The sequence below is a fragment of the Streptomyces sp. TLI_185 genome (genome assembly GCF_003814765.1).
GTDB lineage: Bacteria > Actinomycetota > Actinomycetes > Streptomycetales > Streptomycetaceae > Streptomyces.
This window is the reverse complement of record NZ_RKRB01000001.1, coordinates 2,493,406-2,509,327: the sequence shown is the minus strand read 5'-3', so window position 1 is coordinate 2,509,327 and position 15,922 is coordinate 2,493,406. Positions and strand designations below refer to the sequence as shown.

Annotated in this window: 16 protein-coding genes; 8 read left to right on the top strand and 8 right to left on the bottom strand. The window is 70.9% G+C overall.

Annotated features, from left to right (window positions below; translation table 11 throughout):
* Positions 1-33: 33 nt before the first annotated feature.
* Positions 34-1,056, bottom strand: a complete 1,023-nt coding sequence (locus EDD92_RS11330; protein ID WP_123964181.1) for a DUF3533 domain-containing protein — start codon at positions 1,054-1,056, stop codon at positions 34-36.
* A gap of 154 nt (positions 1,057-1,210) precedes the next feature.
* On the opposite strand from EDD92_RS11330, the gene EDD92_RS11325 reads away from it, so the two are divergent.
* Together EDD92_RS11325 and EDD92_RS11320 are read left to right on the top strand one after the other, a co-directional pair.
* Positions 1,211-4,651: a DNA polymerase III subunit alpha gene (locus EDD92_RS11325; protein WP_123964180.1), complete on the top strand. Its 3,441-nt coding sequence runs from the start codon at positions 1,211-1,213 to the stop codon at positions 4,649-4,651.
* Complete coding sequence (locus EDD92_RS11320; RefSeq protein WP_123964179.1) at positions 4,648-5,622, top strand: DNA polymerase thumb domain-containing protein; 975 nt, start codon at positions 4,648-4,650, stop codon at positions 5,620-5,622. The genes EDD92_RS11325 and EDD92_RS11320 overlap by 4 nt, the downstream gene beginning before the upstream one ends.
* Before the next feature lie 17 nt (positions 5,623-5,639).
* Here EDD92_RS11320 and EDD92_RS11315 read toward each other — a convergent pair whose 3' ends face one another.
* Positions 5,640-6,014: a cupin domain-containing protein gene (locus EDD92_RS11315; protein WP_123964178.1), complete on the bottom strand. Its 375-nt coding sequence runs from the start codon at positions 6,012-6,014 to the stop codon at positions 5,640-5,642.
* A gap of 93 nt (positions 6,015-6,107) precedes the next feature.
* Between EDD92_RS11315 and EDD92_RS11310 the strand changes: the two genes are divergently transcribed.
* Both EDD92_RS11310 and EDD92_RS11305 read left to right on the top strand, forming a co-directional pair.
* Complete coding sequence (locus EDD92_RS11310) at positions 6,108-6,554, top strand: MarR family winged helix-turn-helix transcriptional regulator (RefSeq protein ID WP_123964177.1); 447 nt, start codon at positions 6,108-6,110, stop codon at positions 6,552-6,554.
* 172 nt (positions 6,555-6,726) lie between these two features.
* Entirely contained in the window at positions 6,727-7,596 is an 870-nt protein-coding gene (locus EDD92_RS11305) for an alpha/beta fold hydrolase (protein WP_123964176.1), read from the top strand.
* Positions 7,597-7,853: 257 nt separating this feature from the next.
* Here EDD92_RS11305 and EDD92_RS11295 read toward each other — a convergent pair whose 3' ends face one another.
* Positions 7,854-8,837 (bottom strand): lytic polysaccharide monooxygenase, encoded by a 984-nt coding sequence (locus tag EDD92_RS11295; RefSeq protein ID WP_123964174.1) that lies wholly within the window; start codon positions 8,835-8,837, stop codon positions 7,854-7,856.
* 181 nt (positions 8,838-9,018) lie between these two features.
* On the opposite strand from EDD92_RS11295, the gene EDD92_RS11290 reads away from it, so the two are divergent.
* Positions 9,019-9,468, top strand: coding sequence for an N-acetyltransferase (locus EDD92_RS11290; RefSeq protein ID WP_123964173.1), 450 nt, complete (start codon positions 9,019-9,021; stop codon positions 9,466-9,468).
* A 31-nt stretch (positions 9,469-9,499) separates the two neighbouring features.
* On the opposite strand, the gene EDD92_RS51045 is transcribed toward EDD92_RS11290, so the two are convergent.
* Positions 9,500-9,634, bottom strand: coding sequence for a hypothetical protein (locus EDD92_RS51045; RefSeq protein ID WP_123964172.1), 135 nt, complete (start codon positions 9,632-9,634; stop codon positions 9,500-9,502).
* 139 nt (positions 9,635-9,773) lie between these two features.
* Between EDD92_RS51045 and EDD92_RS11280 the strand changes: the two genes are divergently transcribed.
* Positions 9,774-10,388, top strand: a complete 615-nt coding sequence (locus EDD92_RS11280; RefSeq protein WP_123964171.1) for a bifunctional 2-polyprenyl-6-hydroxyphenol methylase/3-demethylubiquinol 3-O-methyltransferase UbiG — start codon at positions 9,774-9,776, stop codon at positions 10,386-10,388.
* A 9-nt stretch (positions 10,389-10,397) separates the two neighbouring features.
* Here the strand turns inward: EDD92_RS11280 and EDD92_RS11275 are convergent, their stop codons facing one another.
* The gene (locus tag EDD92_RS11275; protein ID WP_123964170.1) at positions 10,398-10,898 is read right to left on the bottom strand and encodes a DUF402 domain-containing protein; all 501 of its coding nucleotides are present in this window, start codon (positions 10,896-10,898) and stop codon (positions 10,398-10,400) included.
* A complete protein-coding gene (locus EDD92_RS11270; protein ID WP_123964169.1) occupies positions 10,879-11,811 on the bottom strand; it encodes a GNAT family N-acetyltransferase in 933 nt (310 codons plus the stop codon). Before EDD92_RS11270 ends, EDD92_RS11275 begins: the two co-directional genes overlap by 20 nt.
* A gap of 72 nt (positions 11,812-11,883) precedes the next feature.
* On the opposite strand from EDD92_RS11270, the gene EDD92_RS11265 reads away from it, so the two are divergent.
* Positions 11,884-12,252 carry a GntR family transcriptional regulator gene (locus tag EDD92_RS11265; protein WP_030946310.1) on the top strand — a complete coding sequence of 123 codons (369 nt, stop codon included), beginning with the start codon at positions 11,884-11,886 and terminating at the stop codon, positions 12,250-12,252.
* A gap of 165 nt (positions 12,253-12,417) precedes the next feature.
* Here EDD92_RS11265 and EDD92_RS11260 read toward each other — a convergent pair whose 3' ends face one another.
* Positions 12,418-13,188, bottom strand: a complete 771-nt coding sequence (locus EDD92_RS11260; RefSeq protein WP_123964168.1) for a DUF72 domain-containing protein — start codon at positions 13,186-13,188, stop codon at positions 12,418-12,420.
* A 23-nt stretch (positions 13,189-13,211) separates the two neighbouring features.
* A complete protein-coding gene (locus EDD92_RS11255; protein ID WP_123964167.1) occupies positions 13,212-14,306 on the bottom strand; it encodes a DUF5925 domain-containing protein in 1,095 nt (364 codons plus the stop codon).
* A 167-nt stretch (positions 14,307-14,473) separates the two neighbouring features.
* On the opposite strand from EDD92_RS11255, the gene EDD92_RS11250 reads away from it, so the two are divergent.
* On the top strand, positions 14,474-15,895 hold the full coding sequence (locus tag EDD92_RS11250) for a GH39 family glycosyl hydrolase (protein ID WP_123964166.1): 1,422 nt from the start codon (positions 14,474-14,476) through the stop codon (positions 15,893-15,895).
* The last annotated feature ends 27 nt before the right edge of the window (positions 15,896-15,922 follow it).

Genomic DNA, 15,922 nt, shown 5'->3' with positions numbered 1-15,922 from the left:
CCCGTTTCTCGCGCAGTACCGCCGCCACCAGGTTCAGGGCGCGGCCGGACCCGCGCGCTTCTCGCGCAGTACCGCCGCCGCCAGCGTGATCGCGATCCCGGCCGCTGCCCAGGCCGACAGCACCAGCAGGGCGTCGGTCGTGTCGTTGCCGTCGAAGTACGCGATCGACCGAGCCACCCAGGTCCCCGCGCCCGGCGGCAGCGCCGGCCCGATCGCCTTCCAGAACGGCGGCAGCATCGGCAGCGGGAACGCACCGCCCGCACTCGGATTGCCCGCGATCACCACGAGCAGGATCGCCAGACCGATGCCGACGATCCCGAAGATTCCCTGGAGCGCGAGTGTCGCCGCCCCGACCGCGAAGGTGATCAGCGCACCCAGCCCCCACAGAGCCGGCACGCTCCCCGGCAGGGCACCCAGGATCGGGCCCACGATCACCGCCCCGCCGAGCCCGCCGACGATCGAGACCAGCGCCATCACGACCAGCCGGATCACCGCGCGGCGCAGGTTGGCGGGCCGGGCGCCCGTGCTGATCGCCAGGATCGAGGCGCACAGATAGCCGCCGACGCACCAGCCCACGACCACATAGAAGGAGGACAGCCCGTCGAAGTCCTGGGACGAGGCAGGGGCCACGTCCACCGTCCGGACGGTCCGCTGCTGAGAGGCCTCCAGGAGGGCGAGGTACTGCTGGAGGGTGTTCGCGAGAACCGTGCCGCCGCCGCTGGCGACCAGGAGCGTGTCGGCGGTCCGGGCCGGGTGGACGATCAGCGCGCCGTCGATGTCGCGGTTCAGGATCTGCGCGCGCGCCGTCGCCTCGTCCGCCACCACACGCGGGTCGAAGGGTGAGCCGTGCAGCTTGTCCAGCCGGGCCACCGCCTGCTCGGCCGCGGCCTTGGGCGCGACGACTCCGAAGGGCACGTCCTTGGGCCTGGGGTCGTGCAGCGCGCCCACATAGGAGGCGATGAACAGCAGCTGGAGGGCGATCACACCGACGACCAGCAGCGTGGCGCGCGGGGTGACCGCGTCCTTCACCTCGGTGAGAAAGCTCCTCTGTGCCATGTCCTCACGGTCCGGGGCGGCGGGCGTTTCCGCAGGTGGGGGAGGGCCGAACGGTTGTCGCACACTCGTTCGGTTTTTGGTCTATGGTGGGGATGTGGCAGTCGGGAACTGATGTTCGATAACGGATGACAAGCTCAGACGGCGGGAGGTGCGGATGCCTGGCTTCACACATCTGCACACCGTCTCCGGATTCTCCCTGCGCTACGGCGCCTCGCATCCGGAGCGGCTGGCGGAGCGCGCCTTCGAACGGGGCATGGACGCCCTCGCCCTCACCGACCGCGACACCCTCGCCGGCACGGTCCGCTTCGCCAAGGCCTGCGCCAAGGCGGGCGTGCGCCCGCTGTTCGGCGCGGAACTGGCGGTGGAGCAGCCCGCCCGGCTGCGGGAGGACGATCCCGTACGACGGGAAAGGCGCCGCACCCCCGTACGCGGCGGTGCCTTCATCGACGAGTCGACACCCCGCGTCACCTTCCTCGCCCGGGACGGCGCCCGCGGCTGGGCCGACCTGTGCCGCCTGGTCACCGCGGCGCACTCCGCCGACGGCCCGCCCCTGCTGCCCTGGACCCACAACCGGGCCGACGGTCTGACCGTCCTGCTCGGCCCCGCCTCCGACGTCGGCCGCGCCCTCGCTGCCGGCCGCCCCGACCGCGCGGCCAGGCTGCTCGCCCCCTGGCGTGAGATCTACGGCGACGCCCTGCGCCTCGAGACGGTCTGGCACGGCCGCAAGGGCACCGGCCCCGGCTCCCTGCGCCTGGCCGCCCGCACCGTCGGCTTCGCCGCCGAACAGCGCATCCGCCCGGTGCTCAGCAACGCCGTGCGCTACGCCGACCCCGGCCTCGGCCCGGTCGCCGACGTCCTGGACGCGGCCCGCCGCCTGGTCCCCGTCGACCCGGCGAAGGAACTGGACTCGGGCGAGGCCTGGCTCAAGGACGCGGGCGCCATGCTGCATGCCGCCGAGCGGATCGTCGAGGCCGCGGGCTACCGGCGCGACACCGCCCACCGTCTGCTGGAGCAGACGCAGGCGACGGCCGCCGAGTGCCTGGTGGACCCCGAGGACGACCTCGGCATGGGCGCCGTCCACTTCCCCGAGCCGCACCTCGTCGGTGCCGGCCGCCGCACCGCCCAGCGGGCACTGGCCTCGCGGGCGGCGGCAGGGATGGTGCTGAACGGCTACTCCGGCAGGCGCGCCTACTGGGAGCGGATGCACCGGGAGCTGGACATCATCGCCCACCACGGCTTCGCCTCCTACTTCCTGACGGTCGCTCAAGTGGTGGACGACGTAAGGGGCATGGGCGTCCGGGTCGCCGCCCGCGGCTCCGGAGCGGGCTCCCTGGTCAACCACCTCCTCGGCATCGCGAACGCCGACCCGGTCGAGCACGGACTGCTGATGGAGCGCTTCCTGTCCAAGGAGCGGGTCGTGCTCCCCGACATCGACATCGACGTGGAGTCCGCACGCCGCCTTGAGGTCTACCGCGCGATCATCGGCCGGTTCGGCGAGGAGCGGGTCGCCACGGTCGCGATGCCGGAGACGTACCGCGTCCGCCACGCGATCCGTGACGTCGGCGCGGCCCTGTCCATGGATCCGGCCGACATCGACCGCATCGCCAAGTCCTTCCCGCACATCCGGGCCCGCGACGCCCGCGCGGCGCTCGACGAACTGCCCGAACTGCGCGCACTGGCAGGGGAGAAGGAGCGGTACGGCCGGCTCTGGGAGCTGGTCGAGGCCCTCGACGCCCTCCCGCGCGGAGTCGCCATGCACCCCTGCGGGGTCCTGCTCTCCGACGCCTCCCTGTTGAGTCGTACACCGGTCATGCCGACCAGCGGGGAGGGCTTCCCCATGTCGCAGTTCGACAAGGACGACGTCGAGGACCTCGGACTGCTCAAACTCGACGTGCTCGGGGTGCGGATGCAGTCGGCGATGGCCCACGCGGTCGCCGAGGTGGAGCGGGCCACGGGGGAGCGGATCGACCTGGACACGCTCGAGGGCGGCGACCCGGCGACGTATCGACTCATCCGTTCCACCGAGACCTTGGGCTGCTTCCAGATCGAGTCGCCGGGCCAGCGGGACCTGGTGGGGCGCCTGCAGCCGGCCACCTTCCACGACCTCGTCGTCGACATCTCCCTCTTCCGTCCCGGCCCGGTCGCCGCCGACATGGTGCGGCCGTTCATCGAGGCGCGGCACGGGCGGGCGCCGGTCCGCTATCCGCACCCGGACCTGGAGGAGCCGCTGAAGGGGACGTACGGGGTCGTCGTCTTCCACGAGCAGATCATCGACATCGTGGCCATCATGACCGGCTGCGGACGCGGCGAGGCGGACCGGGTGCGGCGCGGGCTGTCGGACCCGGAGTCGCAGGGGCGGATCAAGGTGTGGTTCGCACAGCACGCGGCGGTCAACGGATACGACGCGGAAACGATTCGGCGGACCTGGGAGATCATCGAGGCCTTCGGGTCGTACGGCTTCTGCAAGGCGCACGCGGTCGCCTTCGCCGTGCCGACGTACCAGTCGGCGTGGCTGAAGGCGCATCATCCGGCCGCCTTCTATGCCGGGCTGCTCACGCACGACCCCGGGATGTATCCGAAGCGGCTGCTGCTGGCGGACGCGCGGCGGCGCGGGGTGCCGGTGCTGCCGTTGGATGTGAACAGGTCGGCGGTCGCACACCGTATCGAACTGGTGTCTGAATCCAAGGGGTCCAAGGGTGTCTGGGGGCTGCGGCTTGCCCTCTCCGATGTGTACGGCATCAGTGAGGCCGAGGCGGCGCGGATCGCGGAGGGGCAGCCGTACGCCTCGCTGCTGGACTTCTGGGAGCGGGCGCGGCCGAGCAGGCCGCTGGCTCAAAGGCTGGCTCAGGTCGGCGCGTTGGACTCCTTCGGCGCCAACCGCCGTGACCTGCAACTGCACTTGACCGAACTGCAGCGGGGCGCCCGGGGTGCGGGCGGCGGCCAACTCCCCCTGGCGGGCGGGCGGAAGACGGCACCGGCCGGGCTGCCGGACCTGTCGGAGGCGGAGAAACTCAGTGCCGAGCTGGGAGTGCTGTCGATGGACGCCTCACGCAACCTGATGGACGATCACCGGGCCTTCCTCGACGAGTTGGGCGTGGTCTCCGCGCGCCGGCTGCGCGAGACGAGGCACGGCGAGACGGTCCTCGTGGCGGGCGCCAAGGCCGCGACGCAGACCCCGCCGATCCGCTCCGGCAAGCGCGTCATCTTCTCCACCCTGGACGACGGCACGGGCCTGGTCGACCTCGCCTTCTTCGACGACTCCCACGACGCCTGCGCCCACACGGTCTTCCACTCCTGGCTGCTGCTGGTGCGCGGAGTGGTGCAGCGGCGCGGCCCGCGCAGCCTCAGCGTGGTGGGCGCCGCCGCCTGGAACCTCGCCGAACTGGTCGAACTGCGCGCCGAGGGCGGCCTCGACGAGGTGGCGAAACGACTGGCGCAGCCGCTGCCGGAGAGCGGCGGGGATTCGGCCGGCGGCAGGCGAATCCACCTGCCCACCGGATACGAGATGAACCCGTGGGCCGATCTGCGACCGGCGGGTCAAGAGCCCTCACAGGTACGGAAGTTGTGGCACCAGAGCCCGGGGAGTGCGGGATGACCATCGTGTGCGTACGTTTCCAGCTGCCTCCGACGGACGAGGCCGCCCTGTCGGGGCTGCTCGGGCTGCTGGAGGAGTTCACCCCGGTCGTGGAGGCGCTGCCGCCGGACGCGGCGCTGGCCGATCTGCGGGGCGCCGAGCGGTACTTCGGGCGCAGCGCGGTCGAGCTGGCGGCGGTGATCCGGGTGCGTGCCCTCGCCCTGTACGGCGTCGACTGCGCGATCGGCGCCGGGCCGGGCCCGATGCTGGCCCGCGTGGCACTGGGCTCGGCCAGGCCCGGGCTGACCTGCGAGGTTCCCGGCGATCCGGACGGCATTGCGGAGTTCCTCGCGGACCGTCCGGTCACCGCGCTCCCCGGCGTCGGCACGGCCGCCGCCCGCACCCTGGGCGAGTACGGCCTCGACACCCTGGGCGGGGTCGCCGCCGCACCCCTCTCCACACTCCAGCGCCTGATCGGTGCGAAGACGGCCCGCGAACTGCACGAGAAGGCGAACGGCGTCGACCGCGGCCGGGTCGTCCCGAACGCCGGCTCCCGCTCCATGGCCACCGAACGCCCCTTCACCCGCGACGAGTTGAGCCCGGACCGGCACCGCCGCGCTCTCCTCTCGGCCGCCGAGGAACTGGGCGCCCGGCTGCGTGCCCTGGACAAGGTCTGCGGCACGCTCACCCTCACCGCGCGCTACGCCGACCGCACCGCGACGACCCGCACCCGCACCCTCAAGGAACCCACCGCCCACTCGGCCGCCCTGACCAGGACGGCGTACGGCATGTACGAGTCCCTGGGCCTCCAGCGCGCCCGCGTCCGCGCCCTCACTCTCCGCGCCGAGTCCCTCGGTCCCGCCGAACAGGCCTCCTATCAGCTCACCTTCGACCCGGTGGACGAGAAGGCCCGCCGCATCGAGGAGGTCGCGGACCGGGTCCGGGCGAAGTTCGGACCGGGAGCGGTGCGGCCGGGTGCGCTGGCGGCGTAACTCCTCGTGGCTGAAGGTCAGTTGGCCCATGGGGGTGTGATCCGCGTGCCGTCCTCCAGTACCGCCTCCAGGCCGATGGAGGTGGTGACCCAGGAGATCGCCGTCTGATCGGTGGGGTTCTCGACTCCGAGGGTCGCGCCGGGGTTCACGATGACCGTGTCGCCCGCCGTGATGCGGTCGGTGCGGCCGTCGAGGGTGATGAGCAGTTCGCCGATGAGCAGATGGAAGATCTCCTCGCGGCTGACGGTGTGGAAAGGCGCCTTGGTCCCGGCGGGGATCTCGCCGCGCCAGGCGCACAGCTCCTTGCTTCCGGTGAGCGGAGTGGCGTACGAGACGAAGCGGGCGCCGTGGATCGCGTGGGTGACGGCTTCGGACGTGCGGATGACGGGCATGGCTGACTCCGATCCATATGGTCAAGCAGCTTGACTATCCGAATTCATAGTCAAGCTGCTTGACCATTTCGTCAAGGGTGTTTCAATGCCTCCGTGCAGAACTCCGAGGCCATGGCCCTGTCCGCCGCCCTGCTCGCCGTCGCCGGTGAGCTCACGCGGCGCATCAACGAGGGCGTCGTCGCTCGCGGCTTCGAGGGGGTGAGGCCCGCGCACGGCTTTGCCTTCGCGCGGCTCGCACCGGACGGCGCGACGGTCACCGACCTCGCGGCCCACCTCGGCGTCACCAAGCAGGCCGCCAGTCAGCTCGTCGACGAGATCGTGCGGAAGGGCTATGCCGAGCGCCGGGCGCACCCTGTGGATGCGCGCGCCAAATTGATCGTGCTGACCGATCGGGGGTGGGCCTGTACGCGGGCCGCGGAGGAGGCCGCCGCGGAGGTGGTGCGGGAGTGGAGTGCCGTGCTCGGTGAGGGTGAAGTGCGGGCGCTGCGCGGGCAGTTGGGGCGCATTGCGCCCTATGGGCCCATCCGGCCTGCCTGGTGAGGGTTCGGCATCGGCTACTGCCGAGTCAGTTATCACTGGAAGTTTTTACTGACGCGTAACTTCACACTTGCGCTACTCACCCGTAACTTGACGAGTGAACAGCATCCTTCGTGATCCGGATCACAGGGCGTAAGGCCATCGCAACTCCCTTGAGCCGCAAGGAGATCACACGATGCTGCCCTGGAAACGAGTGCTCAGACCCCTGACCGCGCTGCTGCTGACCGCCGCGGTCGCCACCGTCCCCGCCACCGCCGCCCACGCCGCCGACACGGCCGTGACCTCGTCGAGCGGCTGGAACGACTACTCCTGCAAGCCGTCCGCCGCCCACCCCCGGCCCGTCGTCCTGGTCCACGGCACCCTCGCCAACTCCGTCGACAACTGGCTGGCCCTCGCGCCGTATCTGGAGGATCGCGGCTACTGCGTCTTCGCCCTCGACTACGGCCAACTGACGGGCGTCCCCGTCTTCTACGGCCTCGGACCCATCGACAAGTCGGCAGAGCAACTGTCCGCCTACGTCGACAAGGTGCTCGCCGCGACCGGTGCCGCCAAGGTCGACCTCGTCGGCCACTCTCAGGGCGGCATGATGCCCCGCTACTACCTCAAGTTCCTCGGCGGAGCCGCCAAGGTGAACGCCCTCGTCGGCATCGCACCCAGCAACCACGGCACCGACCTCGACGGCTTCACCAACCTGCTGCCGTACTTCCCCGGCGCATCCGACCTGATCTCCGCCGCGACCCCCGCACTGGCCGACCAGGTCGTCGGATCCGCCTTCCTCACCAAGCTCAACGCGGGCGGGGACACCGTTCCCGGCGTCCACTACACGGTCATCGCCACCAAGTACGACGAGGTGGTCACGCCGTACCGCAGCCAGTTCCTGAGCGGTTCCGACGTGCACAACGTGCTGCTGCAGAACCTGTGCTCGGTCGACCTCTCCGAGCATGCACTGGTCGGGCTGACCGACCGGATCGCCTTCCACGAGGCGGCCAACGCCCTCGACCCGGCGCACGCCACCGCCACCACCTGTGCGTCGGCACTGGGCTGAGAGCCTGGGTCATATCTCCGGTCGGATCGGCGCGCGGCGTCTGGTGCGTGCGATCGCAAGGCGCCGGAGCGCCCTCGTAGCGGAGCTACTAGGGCGTTTCGGCAACGCGGCTGGGCGTCCCCCCACGCCTTTAAGGCAGTGGGGGAGTGCGTGCCAGGCGTCGCGCGCCCGGCCGGGGATATGACCCAGGCTCTGACGCACCTCTCGGGGCCTGTCCGACCTGAGCCGCCGGACAGGCCCCGCGCTCTTCGGCCGGGTCAGCGGCCGTGCCGTCCGCCGTCGCCGGTCGCACGGCGGCGGACCGAGGCGAACAGGGCCGCCGCACCGAGCGCCAGGGCCGCCGCGCCGCCGATGGCGAGGTACGGGGTGCTGTCGTCGGCGCCCGTCTCGGCGAGGTTCTCCGAGGTGCCGGCCGCCTTGGGTTCGTTGGCCGCGGCAGCAGCGGTCGTCGGGTCCGCCGAGGTGCTCGCGTCGGCGTCACCGTGACCGTGGTGTTCGACCGTCGACTTGTCGGCCCCCGCCTCGATCTGCTGGTCGGAGGGGGCGGAGGCACTCGGAGCCGGGGACGGGCCGCTCGTCGTCGTACCACCACTGCCGCTGTTGCCGCCGAAGGTGACGTCCGAGCAGGAGTAGAACGCCTCCGGGCTGTCGGAGCGCTGCCAGATCGCGTACAGGAGCTGCTTGCCGGAGCGCTCGGGTAGCGTGCCGGAGAACGTGTAGAAGCCGCCCGTGGCGACCGGGTCGGTGGCCGTCGCCACCGGGTGCTCCAGGTCCAGGTCGGACCAGGCGAGCGGGTGCGCCGGGTCGTAGGCGGCCTTGGTGACGTACACCTTGAAGGTGCCCTTGTGCGGTGCGGTCACGCGGTACTTGAAGGTGTACGAGCCGGCGCTCACGCTCGTCGCCGGCCAGTCGGCGCGGGCCAGGTCGAGCCCCTTGAACTCCTCGTTGTTCGCGCTGCACAGCTTGCCGTCCGGGATCAGCGTCCGGTGCTGCCCGTTCGCGTCGCCGATACGGATGCCGTTCCAGTCGTAGAGGGCCTGGGTGCCGCCGGCCGAGACCGCCGCCCTGCACGCGTCCGACTTCGGGCTCTCCGGGCCCTCCGCGTAGCACTGCGAGACCCGGCTGACCGGGTCGCCCATCGTGCCGTGCGCGGACGCGGGGGCAGCGGCGAGGGCGGTCAGGGCGAGCGGGGCGGCGCCGAGGGCGGTGAGAGCGGCGACCTTGCGGCGGCGTGCGGGCATGCGGAATCTCCTCGGAACGGTCCTGGTGCGTGGGGCGATCGCCGGGGGCGAATCCCGTGGGGCGCGATCAGAAGCTAGCCCCAAGAAACCGTGAAATCGCCTGCTGGAGGCGGGTGATGGAGATCCTTATGGTGCCGTTAAGGGAGTGCTCAGTCTGGGATCAGGTAATACCGTGCGCGGCATGACCGACGAGGAGATCCGGGCGGCCGTCGCCGCCGACGTACCGGCCGTGAAGGCCGTGACCGACGCCGCCTACCACCACTACATCGAGCGCATCGGGGTGGTGCCGCAGCCCATGGAGGCGGACCACACGGCGAACGTGGCCGCGGGCAGGGTGTTCGTGACGGGAGACCCGGTGATCGGCCTGGTCGTGCTCGAGGAGCACGCGGACCATCTGTATCTCGACAACATCGCCGTCCATCCCGACGCGCACGGCAGGGGCGTGGGGCGACGGCTGCTGCAGTTCGTGGACGCACGCGCGCGTGCGCTCGGTCTGCCCGAGGTCAGGCTCCACACCAACGCGATGATGTGGGAGAACCAGAAGATCTATCCGAAGTTCGGCTATGAGGTCGTGGAGCGGCGGGTGACCGGCCCCTACGACCGCATCCACTACCGCAAACGGCTGGACTGACTTGACCCACTGACTGGCTGGGACGGCTGCTTCAGCCGTCCGGCCACCACGTTCGTGCGATGTCCTTGCGGACCTCCGGGCGCCCTGCGGGACGCTCGTCGGCCTCCTCGCGGACCTTGCGGGAGTCCGTCTTCCTCAGGGGCTTCTGCACAGTGGTGCGGCGCATGGCTGCCTCCTTCAGGTTCTACCGGGTTCCGCGTTCTCGCGGAGGTAGACCCTTTCGGGGAGAGTGACTCATCGGTCGGGGTCTGTCTGTGGTGGCTGTCACGAATCGACTGTCAGTGGCGGGTGTCACTCTTGGGCGCATGACGAATGACAATGACGCGCTGAGCTGGGCGGCTGTGGACTGGGACGCGGAGGCCGCCTCCTTCGACGACGAACCGGATCACGGTCTGCGCGACCCACAGGTGCGCCGCGCCTGGGCCGAGCGGCTCCGCTCCTGGCTGCCGGAGCGGGCGAGTGACGTGCTCGACCTCGGCTGCGGCACCGGCAGTCTGTCGCTCCTCGCATCCGAGCAGGGACATCACGTGACCGGGGTGGACAGTTCCCCGGCCATGGTCGGCCTCGCGAGAGCCAAGCTGGCCGGACGTGACGCCGCGTTCCTGGTCGGTGACGCGGCGGCGCCGCCGGTGGGGGAGCAGCGCTTCGACGTCGTGCTCGTACGGCATCTGCTGTGGGCGCTGCCCGACCCCGGCCGGGTCCTGCGGCACTGGCGGGAGCTGGTGCGCCCGGGAGGCCGGCTTGTGCTGGTCGAGGGCGTGTGGGGGACGGTCACGCCGGTCGGCATACCGGCCGGCGTGCTCACCGGTCTCCTCGCGCCGCTCGCCGGTGAGGTGCGGGTGGAGCGGCTGTCGGAGGACGCGCAGCTGTGGGGGAGGGAGGTGACGGACGAGCGGTACGCGGTGGTGGCGCTGGTGTGAGTGAGTCCCTCAGGCCAGCAGCGCGTCGAAGCCGCCCTCGTGGGCCAGCGTCTCCAGCTCGTCCAGGGCGGCGACGGCGGCTGCCGCGGCGTCCGGGTCCGTCTCCGTCAAGCCGCTCTCGGCGAACTCGTCCTCGTCCAGTCGGAGTACGTCCGTGCCGTCGGCGGAGTGCCACAGGTCCAGGTCGAGGTCCTCGACGACCAGTTCGGTGCCGGAGAGGGTGGCCGGGCGGGTGATGTCGCAGTACCAGCCCTTCAGGGTGCCCTCGGCGTCGCGGACCTCCTTCACCGCGTACCAGCGGTCGCGCCAGTAGTACTCCGTGAAGACGTCGCCCTTCTCGAAGCGGACGAACCCGAAGTCGCGGACGCCGTCGCCCGCCCAGGGGGCACGGACGACGACGCGCGTACCGTCGTCGCCGAGCAGCTCCGCCCCGTAACGGATCTTCGTCCGGCCCGCCTTGACCAGAACGACGTCCAACTGCCTCGGCTGATCAGGCGAGTTCGCGGACATACCGCACCTCCGATGCGCAGATCTCGTATCCGAACCATTTGTTGATCGCGAGCATGGGCTCGTTTTCGGAGTCGTTGCCCGTGAGCGCCACCGTGTATCCCGCGGCGCGGGCGCGGTGCAGGGAGGCGTTCTTGGTGAGCTTGGCCAGGCCGCGGCCGCGGTGGGGGCGGGCGGTGCCGGTCATGGCGGTGGCGTAGCGGCCGGTGGCGGTGTCCGTCCAGGCCAGGCTGAAGGCGGCCGGGCGTCCCTCGACGAGCGCGATCGTGGTCAGCTCCCGGTTGAGCAGCGGAGCCTTCCAGGTCTCCTCGATCCAGCTCTCGTAGTCGGTGAGCTCGGCCTCGACGTCGCTCGGCTCGTCCGACACCGTCATCGCGTCCAGCTCGAACAGCGGGCGCGGATCGTCCGCGAAGTCGGCCGCGGAGCGCAGCTCGACGCCCGGCGGCGGGGACTGGAGCGGCGGGAGCGTCCCACCGGTCAGGTCGAGGCGGAGGAAGTGGGCGGAGCGGCTGGCGCGGTAGCCGCGCCGTTCGGCGAAGGCCCGGTTGGCGGGCTCGTCCAGCACCCAGGCGAACAGCTTGGTCGCGCCGTGCCCGGTCAGGTGCTTCTCGGCCGCTCGGACCAGGAGGTCGCCGGCGCCGCGGCGGGTCCTGTCCGGGTGCACATAGATGTTGAGCATCCCCTGGCCCGGCTCCGGGCTGTCGTACGCCAGTTGCACCTGGGCGGTGCCGACGACCTCGCCGTCCTCCTCCGCGACCAGGGATCTGAAGCGGGCGTCGGGGTGGGTGTGGGCGAGGCGGTGGACGATGGCGTCCGGGGTCCACAGGATGTGCGGGAGGGCCAGATGGCGGACATGGGCGAAGCCCTCCACGTCGGCCCGGTCGTCGGAGCGGAGATCGCGCACGGTCACTGTCATTGGGCGCACGCTACGGGGAAGGCGCACCCGGGTGCCTCTTAATTTTCGGGCCGGTGCGGGACAATCGGCAGCGTGACCTTGAAGATCCACATCGACGACAGTGCCGCGCCGTACGAGCAGGTGCGGGCGCAGATCTCCGAGCAGGCGCGGTCGGGGGTGCTGCCGGTGGGGTACCGCCTGCCGACCGTGCGGGGGCTGGCCGAATCGCTCGGGCTCGCGGCGAACACGGTCGCCAAGGCGTACCGGGCGCTGGAGAGCGACGGGGTGATCGAGACGCGGGGGCGCAACGGCACGTTCGTCGCTGCCGCGGGCTCGGCGGCGGAGCGGGAGCTGGCGTCGGCTGCTCAGGCTTACGTCGAGCGGGCCCGGCGGCTCGGTCTCACGGAGGCCGATGCGCTGGCGGCTGTGCGGGATGCCCTGCGGGCGGCTTACGAGGGGTGAGCAGTCTGCGGGAGTGCTGCGCATAGGCCGTTGATCGCGTGCGGGTCCGTCGTGGCTTGTCGCGCCCACGCGGCGGAGCCGCACATCGACACGCCCCGCGCCCCTTCGGGAGCGCTGCCCGGCGCCGTTCTCTGTAGACGCTCCGGTCCGCAGGACAGGTCCTGGTCAGCGCCGTGCGGTCAGTTCCGGTGTGCGTGTCACCGTGAGTTCTGCCCTGGTGGCCGTCCGGCCGAAGGTCACCGCGTCCTTCACCGCCGCCCCGCCGGGGTCGTTGTTGAAGTACGCGTACACGTCCCGGGCGTCGGACCAGGTGGTCGCGATGCGGTCCACCCAGGTCTCCAGGGAGCGACGGCCGTAGTGCGGCCACGGACGGGCGCGGCCCTCGTGGAAGCGGACGTAGCCCCAGTCGGTCGTACGCCACAGCGGAGTGACGGGGCGGCCCTGGACGTCGGCCCAGCACAGGGCCGCACCCCGGGCTTCCAGGACCTTCCGTACCTCCTTCGTCCACCACGAGTCGTGACGCGGTTCGACCGCGACCCGGGTCGACGAGGGGAAGCAGGCCAGGCATGCGTCCAGCAGCCTCGCGTCGGCCTTCAGCGTCGGCGGGAGTTGCAGGAGCACCGGGCCCAGACGGTCGCCGAGGCCCGCCGCATGGCTCATCAGACGGTCGACCGGCTCCTCCGGATCCCGCAGCCGCTTGATGTGGGTCAGATACCGGCTCGCTTTCACCGTGACCACGAAATCCCGCGGCACCCGGTCCCGCCAGTTCTCGAAGTTCTCCCGCGTGGGGAGCCGGTAGAACGCGTTGTTGATCTCGACTGTGGCGAAACGGGCCGCGTACTCCTCCAGCCACAGCCGCGTCGGACACCCGGCCGGGTACAGCACGTCCCGCCAGTCCTTGTACTGCCACCCCGACGTCCCGACGAACAGGGTCATACGTCCATCAAAACACCGGTCGCCTACAGATACAGCCCGGCGTCCGCCTCGTCCCGCGGTTCCGGCAGCGCTGTCGGCGAGGTGCCGCGGCGCAGCGCGTACAGCTCGGCCAGGGTCGCGCCCTCGCGGCCCACGCCCTCGTCCGTGCCCAGCCAGTTCACCGCCTCCGCGCGGGTCAGCGACCCGACCTCGATGCGGGCGAGACAGCGGCCCGGGCGGACCACGGCCGGGTGCAGGCGCTCCAGGTCCTCGTTGGTCGTCACGCCCACCAGCACATTGCGGCCCTGGCCGAGCAGGCCGTCGGTCAGGTTCAGCAGCCGCGACAACGCCTGGCCCGCCGTGTGCTTGGCCTCGCCGCGGATCAGCTCGTCGCAGTCCTCCAGGAGCAGCAGCCGCCAGCGGCCCTTGCCCGTCCCGTCCTCCTCGCCGATCGCGATGTCCATCAGATAGCCGACGTCGGAGAACAGGCGCTCCGGGTCGAGCACGCAGTCCACCTGGCACCAGTCCCGCCAGGAACGGGCCAGCGTGCGCAGGGCGGAGGTCTTGCCGGTGCCCGGCGGGCCGTGCAGCAGGAGCAGGCGGCCCGCGATGTCCTGAGGAGTCGTCTGCATCAGGCGGTCCATGGCGGCCGCCACCGGCGCCGTGTAGTTCTCCCGCACCTCGTCCCACGTGCCCGCGGAGATCTGCCGGGTGGTGCGGTGCGGGCCGCGTCTGGGGGAGACGTACCAGAAGCCCATCGTCACGTTCTCCGGCTGGGGTTCGGGCTCGTCCGCCGCGCCTTCCGTCGCCTGGTCGAGGACCTTCTGCGCCAGCTCGGCGCTGGTCGCCGTCACCGTGACGTCGGCGCCGCGGTTCCAGCGGGAGATCAGCAGGGTCCAGCCGTCGCCCTCCGCCAGCGTCGCGCTGCGGTCGTCGTCACGGGCCATGCGCAGCACACGGGCGCCCGGCGGCAGCAGCGTCGCCCCGGACCGGACGCGGTCGATGTTCGCCGCATGCGAGTACGGCTGCTCGCCCGTCGCGAAGCGGCCGAGGAACAGCGCGTCGACGACGTCGGACGGCGAGTCGCTGTCGTCGACGTTGAGCCGGATCGGCAGAGCGTCGTGTGGGTTCGCAGACATGGCGTCCATGATCCGACACGAGACCGCCCCGTGCACCCGGTTTCCGTAGTGCGCCGGGTGTGTCGGCACTGTCCGGAGGGTGCCTTGTGTCCCCTCCGTCCTGTTACAAGGCTGTGCATTCACAACATCTGCCCTGTCCGGCACTGACACGGTTACTGTTTTCCTCGATGGGACGTCATGAGTGGACTTCGGGGGCTCGGCGGTGGCGGCTCACCGCGCTGCTCGGCGTGGGCGTGGCCGCACTGGCTCTGATCGTGACTCTGATCAACACGCTGCCAGGGGGCGACGCAAGCACCGCGGGCACCTCACGCAACGGCGACACGGTGCACGGCACTCCGGTGACCCCGCCCGACCAGGACAGGCCCGAGGTCGGCTGGGGCTTCACACACACCCAGTACAGCGCCGACGAGGGCAGCGGTGCCGCCACCGAGCGGGTCGAGGGGCTGATCTCGGACGCCGGGGGGATGCCGCAGGACCAGGCGATCATGGGCTGGGGCGCGGACAACCCCGAGCCGGTGAAGGGGCGTTACGACTTCGACGCGATGGACCGCCGGATCGACTTCATCCGCAAGTCCGGCGGCACCCCGGTCGTCACCCTGTGCTGCTCCCCGGACTGGATGAAGGGCGGCAAGGCCGGCGTCGACAACACCAACTGGAGCCGGTCCGCGCTGGAGACCGCCCCGCAGCCCGAGCACTACGCGGACTTCGCCGCGCTCGCCGCGACCGTCGCCAAGCGCTATCCGGACGTACGCCACTTCATCGTCTGGAACGAGTTCAAGGGCTTCTGGAACGACGCCGAGGGCCGCTGGGACTACGAGGGCTACACCAAGCTCTACAACCTCGTGTACAAGGCCCTGAAGAAGGTCGACAAGGACATCATGGTCGGCGGACCGTACCTGGTCATGGACAGTGTCGACCCGCGCGCGGACGAGGCCTCGAAGACCTTCAAGGGCCCGTGGGGCGCCATGGACCAGCGCATCCTCGACGCCTTCGACTACTGGAACAAGAACAAGGCGGGCGCCGACTTCGTCGTCGTGGACGGCTCCAGCTACACCAACGACGACGAGATGCTGCCGAACGAGTTCGCGGCGACCGACAAGTTCACCGCCGTCGGCAGGTGGGTGCGACAGCAGACGCACAACCTGCCGCTGTGGTGGGCCGAGTACTACGTCGAGCCCGCCGACGGCAACGACGACCGCAAGGGCTGGTCCGAGACACGCCGCGTCGCCGTCCAGGCCGCCGGGATGATCGCCATGGTCAGGGGTGGCGCCTCCTCCGGCTTCTACTGGAACCCGGAGGACGAGAAGGGCAGCGACTGCGCGGGCTGCATGTGGACGCCGACCGACAGCGCGGACGGCGGCAGGAAGCTGCCCATGTTCGAGCTGGTCTCCCGCTTCCACCGGGCCTTCCCGCCCGGCACGAAGTACACGACCGTCTCCGTCGCCGCGGACGACGTGCCCAACGTCCGCGTCCTCGCCACCGACAAGACCGTGCTGGTGGTCAACACCCTCGACCGGTCGATCAGCGCGAAGGTCGACGGGAAGCGGTTCGAGATGCAGGCGTACGAAGTGAAGTGGCTCAACCGGTAGGCCGGTCGGGCCACTTCACCGGTTGAG